13 protein-coding genes and 1 pseudogene are annotated in these 12,587 nt (G+C 70.3%); 6 read left to right on the top strand and 8 right to left on the bottom strand.

The genetic code is table 11. The features are described 5' to 3' along the window. Positions 1-221 precede the first annotated feature (221 nt). On the top strand, positions 222-1,310 hold the full coding sequence (locus G3I65_RS30265; RefSeq protein WP_160699129.1) for an FAD-dependent monooxygenase: 1,089 nt from the start codon (positions 222-224) through the stop codon (positions 1,308-1,310). Here G3I65_RS30265 and G3I65_RS30260 read toward each other — a convergent pair. The 3 genes from G3I65_RS30260 to nhaA are packed head-to-tail and all read right to left on the bottom strand — an operon-like array spanning position 1,297 to position 3,952. Next, complete coding sequence (locus G3I65_RS30260; RefSeq protein ID WP_160699128.1) at positions 1,297-2,223, bottom strand: alpha/beta fold hydrolase; 927 nt, start codon at positions 2,221-2,223, stop codon at positions 1,297-1,299. The genes G3I65_RS30265 and G3I65_RS30260 overlap by 14 nt on opposite strands. 4 nt (positions 2,224-2,227) lie before the next feature. Next, positions 2,228-2,722, bottom strand: a complete 495-nt coding sequence (locus tag G3I65_RS30255; protein WP_160699127.1) for a phage holin family protein — start codon at positions 2,720-2,722, stop codon at positions 2,228-2,230. 42 nt (positions 2,723-2,764) lie between these two features. Beyond that, on the bottom strand, positions 2,765-3,952 hold the full coding sequence (nhaA, locus tag G3I65_RS30250) for a Na+/H+ antiporter NhaA (protein ID WP_160699126.1): 1,188 nt from the start codon (positions 3,950-3,952) through the stop codon (positions 2,765-2,767). Between the two features lie 190 nt (positions 3,953-4,142). Between nhaA and G3I65_RS30245 the strand changes: the two genes are divergently transcribed. Continuing rightward, positions 4,143-5,600: a peptide MFS transporter gene (locus tag G3I65_RS30245; RefSeq protein ID WP_160699125.1), complete on the top strand. Its 1,458-nt coding sequence runs from the start codon at positions 4,143-4,145 to the stop codon at positions 5,598-5,600. On the opposite strand, the gene G3I65_RS30240 is transcribed toward G3I65_RS30245, so the two are convergent. Beyond that, a complete protein-coding gene (locus tag G3I65_RS30240; protein WP_160699124.1) occupies positions 5,597-6,313 on the bottom strand; it encodes a VIT family protein in 717 nt (238 codons plus the stop codon). The genes G3I65_RS30245 and G3I65_RS30240 overlap by 4 nt on opposite strands. Positions 6,314-6,443: 130 nt before the next feature. On the opposite strand from G3I65_RS30240, the gene G3I65_RS30235 reads away from it, so the two are divergent. Further along, on the top strand, positions 6,444-6,785 hold the full coding sequence (locus G3I65_RS30235; protein ID WP_160699123.1) for a cupin domain-containing protein: 342 nt from the start codon (positions 6,444-6,446) through the stop codon (positions 6,783-6,785). A 6-nt stretch (positions 6,786-6,791) separates the two neighbouring features. After that, the gene (locus G3I65_RS30230; RefSeq protein ID WP_163046778.1) at positions 6,792-7,364 is read left to right on the top strand and encodes a DinB family protein; all 573 of its coding nucleotides are present in this window, start codon (positions 6,792-6,794) and stop codon (positions 7,362-7,364) included. A gap of 58 nt (positions 7,365-7,422) precedes the next feature. Here G3I65_RS30230 and G3I65_RS30225 read toward each other — a convergent pair whose 3' ends face one another. The 3 genes from G3I65_RS30225 to G3I65_RS30215 all read right to left on the bottom strand — a co-directional run bounded on the left by G3I65_RS30225 (position 7,423) and on the right by G3I65_RS30215 (position 10,725). After that, positions 7,423-7,896 (bottom strand): DUF6319 family protein, encoded by a 474-nt coding sequence (locus G3I65_RS30225; RefSeq protein ID WP_160699122.1) that lies wholly within the window; start codon positions 7,894-7,896, stop codon positions 7,423-7,425. 143 nt (positions 7,897-8,039) lie between these two features. Then, positions 8,040-10,022, bottom strand: a complete 1,983-nt coding sequence (acs, locus tag G3I65_RS30220; RefSeq protein ID WP_160699121.1) for an acetate--CoA ligase — start codon at positions 10,020-10,022, stop codon at positions 8,040-8,042. A 100-nt stretch (positions 10,023-10,122) separates the two neighbouring features. Then, positions 10,123-10,725 carry a GNAT family N-acetyltransferase gene (locus tag G3I65_RS30215; RefSeq protein ID WP_160699120.1) on the bottom strand — a complete coding sequence of 201 codons (603 nt, stop codon included), beginning with the start codon at positions 10,723-10,725 and terminating at the stop codon, positions 10,123-10,125. Between the two features lie 112 nt (positions 10,726-10,837). On the opposite strand from G3I65_RS30215, the gene G3I65_RS30210 reads away from it, so the two are divergent. Further along, positions 10,838-11,335: a phosphoribosyltransferase gene (locus tag G3I65_RS30210; RefSeq protein WP_003081688.1), complete on the top strand. Its 498-nt coding sequence runs from the start codon at positions 10,838-10,840 to the stop codon at positions 11,333-11,335. Then, complete coding sequence (locus G3I65_RS30205; RefSeq protein ID WP_160699119.1) at positions 11,328-12,050, top strand: oxidoreductase; 723 nt, start codon at positions 11,328-11,330, stop codon at positions 12,048-12,050. Before G3I65_RS30210 ends, G3I65_RS30205 begins: the two co-directional genes overlap by 8 nt. Here G3I65_RS30205 and G3I65_RS30200 read toward each other — a convergent pair. Then, positions 12,047-12,587, bottom strand: a pseudogene (locus tag G3I65_RS30200) (epimerase); the annotation flags it as partial. The gene G3I65_RS30205 and the pseudogene G3I65_RS30200 sit on opposite strands and share 4 nt — an antisense overlap.

Raw genomic sequence — 12,587 nt, 5'->3', positions numbered from 1 at the left:
CGCGACGCCGTGGTCGGTCGCGAGCCGCCGGGTCGAGGGCACCCGCGCGCCCGGCGGCAGCTCGCCGCGCGTGATCCGGCCCCGCAGCTCCTCGGCGATGACGACGTACTTCACGGCACTCCTGACCTAGTACAGCAGGCTGTCTGTACTAGTACAGATTTGGCGCTGCACCTGCGTGAACTCCACGGTGATGCACAGCAGTGTACGACTCGGGAGGAAACATGCGGAACGTCCTGATCTCCGGCGCCGGCGTCGCCGGCGGCACCCTGGCCTGGTTCCTGGCCCGCGACGGCTGGTCGGTCACCGTCGTCGAGCGCGCGCCCGGCCCGCGCACCGGCGGCCAGGCGATCGACGTGCGCGGCGTCGCGCTCGACGTCGTCGACGAGATGGGCCTTGGCGACCGGATGCGCGCACTGCGCACCCGGATGCGCGGGATGTCCATGGTGGACGGTCAGGGCCAGGAGCTCTTCCGGTCCGAGGAGTACACCTACAGCAGCGGACGGCTCGACAACGACGACTTCGAGGTCCTGCGCGACGACGTCGTCGCGATCCTGCACGAGGCGGCCGACGTCGAGTACGTCTTCGGCGACGCGATCACGGCGCTGACCGAAGAGGCGCACGGCGTGCGCGTCGAGTTCGAACGCGGTGGCTTCCGGACGTTCGACCTCGTCGTCGGCGCCGACGGCCTGCACTCGGCCGTGCGGCGGCTCGCGTTCGGGCCGGAGGACGAGTTCGCCCGTCACCTCGGGCAGTACCTGGCGATCTTCCCGGCGCCGAACTTCCTCGGCCTCGAGGACTGGCAGGTCTGGTTCCGCCACGACCACACCGGCGGTGTCGCGTACCCGGTGCGGGACAACACCGAGCTGCGCGTGACGCTCGGGTTCGGCTCGGAGCCGCTGCCGCGGCTGACCGTCCCGGAGCAGAAGCGGCTGGTCGCCGAACGGCTCGGCGGCGTCGGCTGGGAGGTGCCGAAGCTGCTCGAAGCCATGGCATCGGCGGACGTCTTCTACTTCGACGCGATGGCCCAGATCCACCTGGACCGCTGGTCGGCCGGGCGCGTGGTACTCGTCGGCGACGCGGGCTACTGCGCGTCCGCGTTGTCCGGCCAGGGAACGAGCCTCGCGCTGGTCGGCGCGTACGTCCTCGCGCAGGAACTGGGTCGCGCCGGCCACGAAGAGGCGTTCGCCGCGTACGAACGGCGGATGCGGCCGTTCGTCGCGCTCAACCAGGCGCTGGCGACGGAGAACCCCGAGGGCGGCCCGGCGGAGGAGTCGGTGGACCGGGCGAAGAACGCCATCAGCCTCGCTTGAGGAACTCCACCAGTGCCGCCGACGTGCGGTCCGGGACTTCGAGGTGGGGGAAGTGCCCGACGCCCGGCCAGAGCTCCGGCTCGGCGTGCGGGCCCGCCCAGCGCACCGACGACGTCGCCGTCTCCGGGAGGATGCAGGTGTCGTCGGCGCCGTGCAGCTGCAGTGTCGGCGCCGCGATCCGGGTGCCGACGGCGTCGGTGAACCGGCGGCCCTCACCGCGGAACTGCGCGCGGAACGCCCACCGGTAGTACTCGAGCGCGCTGTGCGCGACACCGGGTACGAGCATGGCGTGCCGGAACTCCTCCACGCTGTCGGTGAAGTCCGAAGTGGACCGCCACCGGCTCCCGGCCCAGCCGCCGAAGAGGTCTTCGACGGCCTGGGCGTCGTCCTTCACGAGCCACTTCTCCGGCGCCATCGGTACCTGGAAGCGGAAGAGGTGCCCGGCGGCGCGGCCCTGGCCACGCCACGGGCGGGCGGCGCCGGAGCGCAGGGCGAGCGGGTGGGCGGCGCCGATCGCGGTCACCGACGACACGAGCCGGGGGTGCAGCGCGGCGACCGTCCACGCGAGCATGCCGCCCCACGCGTGGCCGACGAGGTGCGCCCGGCGTGCGCCGAGCGACTTGATCAGCCCGCCGACGTCGCCGGCGAGCGTCCAGGCGTCGTAACCGCGGGGCGGCTTGTCCGAGTCGCCGTAGCCGCGCAGGTCGACGGCGACCGCGCGGAACCCGGCTTCGGCGAGCGCCCGAAGCTGGTGGTGCCAGGTCCACCAGAACTCGGCGAACCCGTGGAGCAGCACCACGACCGGGCCGTCGCCGAGCTCGGCGACGTGCAGCCGGATGCCGTTCGCGGACACGTCGCGGTGGGCCCACGGGCCGTCGAGCCGGACGCTCGACGGGTCGGGGGAAGCGGGCAACGCCTCAGTCGCGGGTGGTCGTCAGGTCGGCGTCGGCCGCCTTCTGCGGCTTGAGCGCGGCGGCCGTCTCCTTGACGCTGGCGATCGTCCGCTCGGGTGCCTTGAACTTCTTCACCTTGCGGTAGCCGAGGAACCCGGCCACGCCCGCGACCAGCAGCATCAGGACGAACACGATGCCGAACGCGATCCAGCGGTAGCGCAGCCACTGGGCCAGCCCCTCGGCCGCGAAGAAGAACAGGAAGAACGTGCTGTACAGGAAGACCGTCAGCGCGATCAGGAAGAAGATGGCGCCCTTGAGGCCCTTCTTCACCTCGCCGACCAGCTCGGACTTCGCGAGCTCCATCTCGGCCCTGACCAGGGTCGAGATGTGCTGGGTCGCGTCGCCGACCAGCCGGCCGAGCGACTGGTCGCCGGGGACGTCGTTCGCGGAGGACAGCGGGAGGTAAGGCACGGCCCCCACGCCGTCGGGGCCGGTGCGTTCGTGTTTGGGGCTGCTCACCGGGTCATCGTGCCATGTGTCCCGAAACCGGGCGCGGCGGCGTCACAGTGTGTCGGAGATTCGTGCGTGCACTTTGCTACGGCGGAGTAGCAGCGCCGCCGCCAGCAGGGACGCCGCCGCGGACGCGATCAGCACCGCCGCCTTCGCCAGTTCGCTCGTCGCTTCGGGCAGCGCCAGCTCCGCGATCAGCAGGCTCACCGTGAACCCGACCCCGCCGAGCACCGACAACGCGGCCAGATCGCGCCAGCTCATGCCCCGCGGCTTCTCCGCCGCGCGCAGCTTCACCGCGAGCAAGCTGGCGCCCAGGATGCCGACGACCTTGCCGGCGAGCAGCCCGGCGAGCACCGCGAGCGGCAACGCCGTCGTGAACACCGCGCCCAGCGCGTCGCCGTCGATCGAGATCCCGGCCGCGAACAGCGCGAACACCGGTACGGCCACGGCCGCCGACCACGGCTGCAGCCGGTGTTCGAGCCGCAGCGCGGGGGCCTCGGCCTCGCCTTCGTCGGCGCGGACGCGGGTGAGCAGGCCGAGCGCGACGCCGGCGATCGTCGCGTGGATGCCCGCCGAGTGCACCGCGACCCAGGTGATCAGCGCCAGCGGCACGTACAGCCATGGCGTCCGGACCCGCTTGTGCTGCAGGAACGCGTACAGCGCGAGCGCCACGACGGCGACGGCCAGCGAGATCACGTCGAAGCCCGTCGTGAACAGCACGGCGATGACGATGATCGCGCCGAGGTCGTCCACCACGGCCAGCGAAAGCAGGAAGACCCGCGCGCTCGAGGGCAGGTTGGACGCGGTCAGCGCGAGCACGCCGAGCGCGAACGCGATGTCCGTGGCGACCGGGATGGCCCAGGCGCGCTCGATACCCGGCGTTCCCCAGCCGACGGCCAGCGCGACGAGCGCGGGCACGACCATGCCGCCGATGGCGGCCACGACGGGCAGGATCGCCTGCTTGAACCGGGACAGCTCGCCGATGACGAGCTCGCGCTTGAGCTCCAGCCCGGCGACGAAGAAGAACAGCGCGAGCAGGCCGTCCTTGGCCCAGTCGCCGATCGTCAGGTTCAGGTGCAGGAACTCCGGGCCGAGCCGGAACTCGCGCAGGGCGTGGTAGCTGTCCCGCAGCGGCGAGTTGGCCCAGAGCAGGGCGACCGCGGTCGCGCCGAGCAGGATCAGGCCGCCGGTCGTCTCGGTGCGCAGGTAACGGGCGAACTCGCTGAACGGGCGGGACATCGGGGCGGCTCCTGGGGTCGTCGATCACCTTTGCCGACCAGACTTCCCGGCGCACCTTTGACGTCATTTTAACGTCTCTTTGTCACGGATCGTTATGGCCGCCGCCACACCGGGTGGCGGTGGTGAGTAACACGATGTGCTCTTAGCATGCCAAGCGACAACGAAGTCCGAGACAAAGGAAGACAGAGTTGTGAGCACCTCTACCGAGGTCCAGCAGGACACGAGGTTCTTCGGGCACCCACGAGGGCTGGCGAACCTCTTCGGCGTCGAGATGTGGGAGCGGTTCTCCTACTACGGGATGCTCGGCATCCTGCCGATCTACCTCTACTACAAGGTCGAACAGGGCGGCCTGGGCCTCGCGCAGGAGTCGGCGCTCGGCATCGTCGGCGCGTACGGCGGCCTGGTGTACCTGTCGGCCGTCATCGGTGCTTGGGTGGCCGACCGGCTGCTCGGCTCGGAACGGACGCTGTTCTACAGCGCCGTCCTGATCATGATCGGCCACCTCAGCCTGGCGCTGCTGCCGGGCCTGGCCGGGATCGGCGTCGGCCTGGTGTGCGTCGCGGTCGGCAGCGGCGGGCTGAAGTCCAACGCGACGGCGATCGTCGGCACGCTCTACGCCGAAGGCGACGAGCGGCGCGACGCCGGCTTCACGATCTTCTACATGGGCGTCAACCTCGGCGCGTTCGTCGGCCCGTTGCTGACCGGCCTCGCGCAGACCGAGGTCGGCTTCCACCTCGGCTTCGGCCTCGCCGCGATCGGCATGGCGCTCGGCCTGATCCAGTACACGCTGGGCCGGAAGAACCTCGGCGAGAAGGCCAAGGAGGTGCCGAACCCGCTCCCGTCGTCGCAGCGCCTGCTGGCGGTCGCGGCCGCGGTGCTGCTGGTCGCCGCCATCGTCGTGCTGGTGACGACCGGTGTCGTCAACCCGGGCAACCTCGCCGACGTCGTCGTCTGGGTGGTCGGCGTGATCTCGGTGATCTACTTCCTCGTCATCCTGACCAGCCGCAAGATCACCGGCGTCGAGCGCAGCCGGGTGTTCTCGTTCATCCCGATGTTCATCGCCAGCGCCGCGTTCTTCTCGCTGTACCAGCAGCAGTTCACGGTCGTCGCGGCCTACACCGACCAGCGGCTGAACCGCGGCCTGTTCGGCTGGGAGATGCCGGTGTCCTGGGTCAACTCGATCAACCCGGTGTTCATCATCGTGTTCGCGCCGATCCTGGCGGCCCTGTGGACGAAGCTCGGCGACCGCCAGCCGTCGACACCGATGAAGTTCGTCCTCGGCACGGTGCTGATGGGTGTCGCGTTCCTGCTGTTCCTGCCGATGGTGGGCAGCGGCCCGAACGCGAGCCCGATGCTCGCGATGGTCGGCATCCTGTTCGTCTTCACCATCGCCGAGCTGTGCCTCTCGCCGGTCGGGCTGTCGCTGTCGACGAAGCTCGCGCCGGAGGCGTTCCGCACGCAGATGGTGGCGCTGAACTTCCTGTCGATCTCCCTGGGCACCGCGATGTCCGGCAAGCTCGCCGAGTACTACACGGTCGACGACGAAGCGCCGTACTTCAGCACGGTCGGCGGCGTCGCGATCGGGGTCGGCGTGGTGCTGTTCCTGGCGATTCCGTTCATCCGCAAGCTGATGAAGGGCGTCCACTAACCCACGGTGACGCCGAAGATGACCCCCACGAAGTAGGTGACGACCATGGTGAGGGCGCCGACCCCGACGTTGCGCAGGATCGCGCGCCCCACCTTGGCGTCGCCGAGCCGCGCGCTGACCCAGCCGGTCAGGGTGAGGCCGACGACGACCGCGGCCGCGCACGCCCACACGCGCAGGGAGACGCCGGCCCAGGCGATGGAGAGGATCGGCAGCAGCGCGCCGATCGAGAACGCGACCAGCGACGCCCACGCGGCCTGCCACGGGCTGGTCAGGTTGCCCGGGTCGATGCCGAGTTCGGCCTCGGCGTGCGCCTGCAGCGCGTCCTTTTCGGTCAGCTCGCGGGCGACCTGGCTCGCGAGGTCCGGCGAAAGCCCTTTGCCTTCGTAGATCTCGGCGAGCTCGCGCTCCTCGGCCTCCGGCATGGTCCGGAGCTCCTGCTTTTCGAGCCGGAGCAAGGCTTGTTCGGTGTCGCGCTGGGTGCTCACGGAAACGTATTCCCCGCCGGCCATGGAAAAGGCGCCGGCGACGAGCCCGGCGATTCCGGCGGTGAGGATCGTGGTGCTTTCGGTCGTCGCGCCCGCGACCCCGACGACGATCCCGGCGACGGACACGATGCCGTCGTTCGCCCCGAGTACCCCTGCCCGCAGCCAGTTCAGCTTTCCACCCAGGTCCTGGTGCGGTTCGTGCGCGTGCTCCACGGCGGTTTCGGTCACCGGACAAGTGAAACACGAACCGGGAATCGTGGCGAGACTTGTTCTTTTTGTCAGGTACGCCTAATTAACGCCTGCCTAACCTAAGCCGGTCCTGTGTGGACTCTCAGCGATCCTGGGCCATCATGGGCGGATGGAGGATCAGGTTTGGCAACCGCTGCTGACGGTGGAAGGCCTCCCGGTGACGGGTGGCGAAGGCCGGTTCCGGCTGCTGGAGACGGCCGAGAACGGACTGGCGTACTTGATCCACTACCCGGCGGGCGTGGCGTCGCCGCCGCACGCGCACGACCACGACTCGATCGTCTACGTCCTGTCGGGCCGGCTGCGCGGCGCGGTGGACGGCGTCGAGGCGGAGCTGGAGCCGGGCGATTCGGTACTGCACCCGCGTGGCGTCGAGCACCACGTCGAGGCGTTGACGGATTCGATGTGGGTGGAGTTCAAGTCCCCGCTGCCGGAGCGGCCGCCGATCGCCTGAACGGGCATGCTGGGACCCGTGATCGACGAGTTCGCGAAGCAGTACCTGCACAGTGACCTGCGAGAGATCCGCGAGACGGTGCTCGGGAAGCTCGACGGGCTTTCCGAGTACGACGTCCGCCGTCCCCTGACCACGACCGGGACCAATCTCCTCGGCCTGGTCAAGCACCTGGCGGTGACGGAGTCCCGGTACTTCGGCGAGGTCTTCGACCGGCCGTCCCCCGAGCCCGTGCCGAGCTGGGACGACCTTTCCCAGCGGGGGACCGACATGTGGGCGACCGAGCACGAAACCCGCGAGGAGATCACCGGCCGCTACCGGCGTTCCTGGGCGCATTCCGACGCGACCATCGCCGCGCTCGCCATCGACTCGCCCGGCCACGTGCCGTGGTGGCCGCGGCCGGACGTGCTGCTGTTCAACGTCCTGGTGCACGTGCTCACCGAGACCAGCCGGCACGCCGGGCACGCCGACATCCTGCGGGAACAGCTGGACGGCGAAGTCGAAGCGGCGGGCCGGGACGCGGCGTTCTGGGAGCACCGGCGAGCGGAGGTCGAGCGGGCGGCCCGGGCCGCGGCCGGGTAGCGGAAACGCCCGGCCCCGCGCGAAGCGGACCCGGGCGTCTCCTGGGGGGGGGTGAAGCTCAGGCGTCCAGCTCGGCGAGGGCCTGCTTGGCCTTCTCGAGCTCGGCCTCCAGCGCGGCGACCTTCGCGGCCTGCGCCTCGCGGGCCTGGTTGATCACCTCGTCGATCGGGCCGGACAGGTCGGTGTGCAGCTCCTTCGCCGCGCGCGAGACCGCGGCGGCGGGGATCTCCAGGCCCTTCGCGACCCACTTCGAGCCGTTCTTCAGCTCGGCCTGCCACTCGCCGTCGGCGGTGCCGGTGACCGTGAGGGTCAGTTCGACCGTGCGGGTCTTCTTCGCCGTCGACGCCGTCGCCGCGCCCTTGGGACGGCCGCGCTTCGGCTTGGGGGCCTCTTCCTCGGCGGGCTCGGGCGAGCCTTCCGAAGGGGAGGGGGACGCGGACTCGGTGACGGTCGCCTCGTCGGTGGCAACGGCCGGCGCCTCGGTGGTGACCGAAGCCGTTTCCTCGTCGTGCGTCAGGACATCCACGGTCATCGTCGTGTCGTCTCCTTGCCCGGGAAGGGGGTGTGGTTCGCGGCACAGTGTAGAACATGCGTTCGACCCGCGCCGCTCGGGGGTGCCATGACAGAGCCCTCCCGGCGCGAAGCCGGAAGGGCTCTGACGGGGAGAACGCTAGCTCACTCCTCGGACTTGCCCGACTGCAGGCCCGACGAGATCAGGTCCATCACCGACGAGTCGGCCAGCGTGGTGACGTCGCCGACCTGCCGGTTCTCCGCGACGTCGCGCAGCAGCCGGCGCATGATCTTGCCCGAGCGCGTCTTCGGCAGCTCCGGCACGACCATGATCTGCCGCGGCTTCGCGATCGGCCCGATCTCCTTCGCGACGTGGTTGCGCAGCGCCTGGATGGCCTCCTCGCCGCCGTCGACCGCGTTGCCGCGCAGGATGACGAACGCGACGATGCCCTGGCCGGTCGTCGGGTCGGTCGCGCCGACGACCGCCGCCTCGGCCACCGTCGGGTGCGAAACCAGCGCCGACTCGACCTCGGTCGTCGAGATGCGGTGGCCGGACACGTTCATCACGTCGTCGACGCGGCCCAGCAGCCAGACGTCACCGTCGTCGTCGTACTTCGCGCCGTCGCCGGCGAAGTAGAAGCCCTGCTCCTTGAACCGCGACCAGTAGGTCTCCTTGAAGCGCTCTTCGTCGCCCCACACCCCGCGCAGCATCGACGGCCACGGCTTGTCGAGCACCAGGTACCCACCGCCGCCCGGGCCGACCTCGTTGCCCTGGTCGTCGACGACCTTCGCGGAGATGCCGGGCAGTGCCCGCTGCGCCGAACCCGGCTTGGTGGACGTGACGCCAGGCAGCGGCGAGATCATGATCGCGCCGGTCTCGGTCTGCCACCACGTGTCGACGATCGGGGTGCGGCCCGCGCCGATGTTCTCGCGGTACCAGATCCACGCCTCGGGGTTGATCGGCTCGCCGACCGAACCCAGCACGCGCAGCGACGACAGGTCGTACTTCTCCGGGATTTCCGCGCCCCACTTCATGAAGGTGCGGATCAGCGTCGGCGCGGTGTAGTAGAGGGAGACCTTGTACTTCTGGACGATCTCCCAGTGCCGCCCCTCGTGCGGGGTGTTCGGCGTGCCTTCGTAGACGACCTGCGTGACGCGGTTGGCGAGCGGGCCGTAGACGATGTAGCTGTGGCCGGTGATCCAGCCGATGTCGGCGGTGCACCAGTAGACGTCCTCGCCGGCCTTGTGGTCGAAGACGTTGTGGTGCGTGTACGCCGTCTGCGTGAGGTAGCCGCCCGACGTGTGCAGGATGCCCTTCGGCTTCCCGGTCGTCCCGGACGTGTAGAGGATGAACAGCGGGTGCTCGCTGTCGAAGGCCTCGGGAGTGTGCTCTTCGGACTGTCCGTCGACGAGCTCGTGCCACCAGAGGTCGCGGCCGTCGGTCCACGGGACGTCGCCCTCGAGCTTGTCGCCCGTGCGCTTGACGACGATGACCTTTTCGACGGTCTCGGCGCCTTCGAGCGCTTCGTCGACATTGGCCTTCATCGGCGCGGCCTTGCCGCGGCGGAACTGGCCGTCGGAGGTGATCACGACCTTCGCGGCGGCGTCGTCGACGCGGGCCCGCAGCGCGGTCGGGGAGAAGCCGCCGAAGACGACGTTGTGGAGCGCGCCGATCCGGGCGCACGCGAGCATCGCGAAGATGGCCTCGGGGACCATCTGCAGCTGGATCGCCACGACGTCGCCCGCGGTCACGCCGAGCGACGCGAGTGCGTTGGCGGCCTTGGAAACCTCGGTCTTCAGCTCGGCGTAGGTGATGTCCCGGGTGTCACCCGGCTCGCCGACCCAGTGGATCGCGACCTGCTCGCCGTGCCCGGACTCGACGTGCCGGTCGACGCAGTTGTACGCGACGTTCAGCTTGCCGCCGACGAACCACTTCGCGAAGGGCGCATTGGTCCAGTCCAGTACCGTGGTCCACTTCGTGTCCCACGTCAGCCGCTCCGCCTGCTTGGCCCAGAACGCTTCGCGATCGGCGTCCGCCTCGGCGTAGAGATCGGCCTTCGCATTGGCCTGGCCAGCGAATTCGTCGCTGGGCGGGAACGTGCGGCTCTCGGTGAGCAGGTTGTCCAGGGCGGGGGACTGCTCGGTCATGGTTGCAAGGCCTCCTGTAGTGCGCCGAAACGACGGCTAGCGGCACGCTAGCGACGTTAGTCCGCCTTGTAAAAGGTTGCACCCACGTTGCCCCGCCGTTTCACCGAGGCAGGCGAGCCGCGGTGACTAAGCGTTCGTTCAGCCGGGCCTTTGCCGCCGGCCACTCCGGCGCCAGCATCGAATAGGTGACCGTGTCGCGCGACGAGCCGTCCGGCCGGATCCGGTGCGCCCGCAGGACACCTTCGCGAAGCGCGCCAAGCCGTTCGATGGCGCGTTGCGAACGAAGGTTGCGGATGTCGGTCTCCCACGCGACCCGTTGCGCGCCAAGGGTTTCGAACGCGTGCTGGAGCAAAAGCAGCTTCGACTCGGTGTTCAGCCCGGTGCGCTGCCAGTCCGCGCCGATCCAGGTGTGCCCGATCGACAGGATCCGGTGCTTCTCGACGACCTGGTAGTACGACGTCGTCCCGGCGACGCGGCCGGAGGTGGCGTCGATCTGCGCGAAGGGCCGCCGGTCGGGGTCGGCGAGGGCCTCCTCGACCATCCGCTCGGCCGCCGGAAGATCCCCCGGCTGCCGGATGCTGAGCCACGCCCAGATGTCCGGGTCGGTGCCCGCCTCGAACAGGCCCTTGGCGTGCTCGGGCGTCAGCGGCTCCAGGCGGACGTGCTCGCCGGCCAGGGTCGGTCGCGTGTTCCAGTCACTCACGTGATCACCGTAGGCGTCTCATTGGCTTCCCGTGATAGCCAGTTTCCGAGCATCTTCGAAGGCCACTTCGGCGTTGCCTATGCTCGGCTGACCACGACGAAGGGCGAGATCGATGGCCGAAGAGCGCGAAGAGCTGAGCTGGGAGCTGTTCGGCACCGCGAGCCGTGAACTGGCTCACACCATCGCCGACGACGGCTTCGCGCCGGACCTCATCCTGTCCATCGCCCGCGGCGGCCTCTTCGTCGCCGGCGCGCTCGGCTACGCGCTCGACGTGAAGAACCTGCACGTGATGAACGTCGAGTTCTACACCGGCGTCGACCAGCGCCTCGACCTGCCGGTGATGCTGCCGCCGGTGCCCAACGTCGTCGACCTGACGAGCAAGAAGGTGCTGATCGCCGACGACGTCGCCGACACCGGCGCCACCCTCAAGCTGGTCCGCGACTTCTGCCTCGAGCACGTCGCCGAGGTGCGCTCGGCCGTCGTCTACGAGAAGCCGCACTCGACGGTCAAGTGCGAGTACGTCTGGCGGCACACCGACCGCTGGATCAACTTCCCGTGGTCGGTGCTGCCGCCCGTGGTCTCCCGCGAAGGCCAGGTGCTCGATGCCTGATCCGCTCAAGCCCCTCCTCGACCTCGAAGGCGTCGCCGCGGCCGCGAAGTCCGTGCAGGACGCCGTGTTCAAGGTGCACCGCCTGCCCGCCAACCTCCGCGGCGGCGCGGCGACCGCGGCCGAAGCGTCGGTGCGCGCCGCCCGCGCGTCCGCCGGCATCGAAGGCGCGAACCCGGAACTGCCCGCCGACGGCGCGGTCGACGACCCGGTCCTCGCGGGCGCGCTGCGCGTCGCGGAAACGCTGGAGTCGCTCCTCCCGACGTGGCGCCGCGCGCCGCTGCAAGCGTTGGCCCGCCTGCACGTCCTCGCCGCGGCGGACCTGGTCGACGACCTGGATGCCTTGGGGCGCCCGCATTCCGGCGGCGGCCGCCTGGAGCTGCTGGCCCAGCTGGTGACGGGCGCGACGTCGGTGCCGGGCCCGGTGCTGACAGCCGTCGTGCACGGGGAACTGTTGGCGCTCAAGCCCTTCGGCAGCGCGGACGGCGTCGTCGCGCGCGCGGCCGCCCGCCTGACGATGGTCGCGACCGGGCTGGACCCGAAGGCGCTGAGCGTTCCCGAAGTCGCGTTCTTCCGCCGGGTGCCGCGTTATCTCGAAGCGGCCGAAGGCTTCGCGAGCGGGAAGCCCGACAGCGTGCGCGAGTGGCTGCTCTTCAACTGCGAAGCGTTCGAAGCGGGCGCGCGCGAGGCGAAGAGCATTTCGGACGCCGCTTCCTAAGCGTCGAGGGCCGCGAGCAGTTCGCGCTCACGCCGCGAGCTGAGGCCCGCGCGTCGTTCCCGGTCCAGGCCCTGCTCGCGTTCCCAGCGCAGCGTGTCGGCCAGCAGTTCCGCGCGGGGCCGGTGCCGCAGTCCCGCGGCGCGCGCCGAGGAGCCGTCCCTGGCCGACCACCCTTCCCAGCCCGGCTCGGCCAGCCACAGGGGCAGCGATTCCGGCCCCATGTACTCGGCCACGCCGTTGGCGAGCAGCCACGCCGATTCGGCGGCGACCACCCGGCCGGTGTGCTCGCCGGCGGCGCGGGACAGCTCGATCCACTCCTCGAACGGGACGGTCGGGCCGACCGCGTTGTACGTGCCGGTGGTGCCGGTCTCCGCGGCGTCGAGCAGCCAGGACGTGAGGTCCCGGACGTCGATGACCTGGGTTGGTGCGGCCGGCGTGGCGGGGACGAGCATCGGCCCGCGCGGATCGCGCGCGGCGCGGGCGACCCAGTACCCGGAGCGTCCGCTGTGGTCGCCGGGGCCGCCGATGAGCCCGGCC

Source organism: Amycolatopsis sp. SID8362 (assembly GCF_010550475.1).
GTDB classification, from domain to species: domain Bacteria; phylum Actinomycetota; class Actinomycetes; order Mycobacteriales; family Pseudonocardiaceae; genus Amycolatopsis; species Amycolatopsis eburnea.
Note: the sequence above shows the minus strand (reverse complement) of the source record. Positions and strands in the feature narration are given on the sequence as shown.